A 966-nucleotide genomic window follows, 5' to 3' on the forward strand; every position below is an offset into this window, starting at 1 on the left:
GTCAGCGCCGGGGCGAGGGCGATGCCGTGGCCGGCGGCGCAGGCCGCGACTGCCACAGGATAAGCAACGCTCTCGCCGACGCGCGCGGCCAGCCGCTCCAGCCCGGGCACCGGCCAAGCGGACCGCGAAATGGTCAGGAAGGCGGTGCCCTGGGCCAGGGTCTCGACCTGCCGCTCGCGCGACGCGGCCAGCGCCGCGGCGAGATCGGCAATCTCGGCCAGCCGGTCGTCGTCGCCGGATTCGGCGGCGCGGTGGGCATGGACGAACAGCACGGCGTCGTTCCAGCCGGCGCCGCTGGCCAGCGCATCCTCGATCCAGGCGACCAGGCCGGGCCGGTCGGTGACCCAGCCGGCCTCGTTCGCCCATTCCAGGCCGCTCGAATGGCTGAAGGCGCCGACCGGGTAGGACGGCGACAGCCAGGCCATCAGCCGATAGAGCGCCGGGTCAGCCATGGGAATGCCCATGCACCGCGCCGTGGCCATAGGCGCCGCCCTCCGGGTCGAAGGGCGCCTCGACGGCGGTGACCGTGCCGCCGAGGCCGCGCACCATCTCCTCGATCACATGGTCGGCGCGGATGCGCAGCGCGTCGGGCAGCAGCTGGGTCGGCAGATGCCGGTTGCCGAGATGCCAGGCGATGCGGATCAGCTCCGCCTGGCTGCCGGCCCGGATCTCGACCAGCCGCTCCGGCGCCGCCGTGACCAGCACGAGGCTGTCGTCCTCGCCCCGGAGCGCGTCGCCGTCGCGCAGATGCGCCGCCTCGGACAGGTCGAGCAGCACCACCGTCCCGGCCTCGCCATAGAGCACGATGCGGCGGCGGTGGCGGGAATCGTAGTCCAGAATGACCCGGTCGGAGACGGAGGCAGGGTCGAAGCGGCCGGCCGGCACGACGGCGGTGAAGCGCTTCATGCGGCAGTCCTCCGCGTCCCCTTTTTGAGTCCCCCCTCCCCTTGCGGGAGGGGGCTAGGG

General features: G+C 73.4%; 2 protein-coding genes. Both read right to left on the minus strand.

What is annotated here, in order from left to right; translation table 11 throughout:
- Positions 1–452, minus strand: a 452-nt coding sequence (locus tag P409_RS35210) for an urease accessory protein UreF (RefSeq protein WP_274519210.1), incomplete at its 3' end; no start/stop codon positions are given.
- Positions 445–906, minus strand: coding sequence for an urease accessory protein UreE (locus tag P409_RS35215; protein WP_034849741.1), 462 nt, complete (start codon positions 904–906; stop codon positions 445–447). The genes P409_RS35215 and P409_RS35210, both read right to left, overlap by 8 nt.
- Positions 907–966 lie beyond the last annotated feature (60 nt).

It is taken from the genome of Inquilinus limosus MP06 (genome assembly GCF_000767795.1).
Lineage (GTDB): Bacteria > Pseudomonadota > Alphaproteobacteria > DSM-16000 > Inquilinaceae > Inquilinus > Inquilinus limosus_E.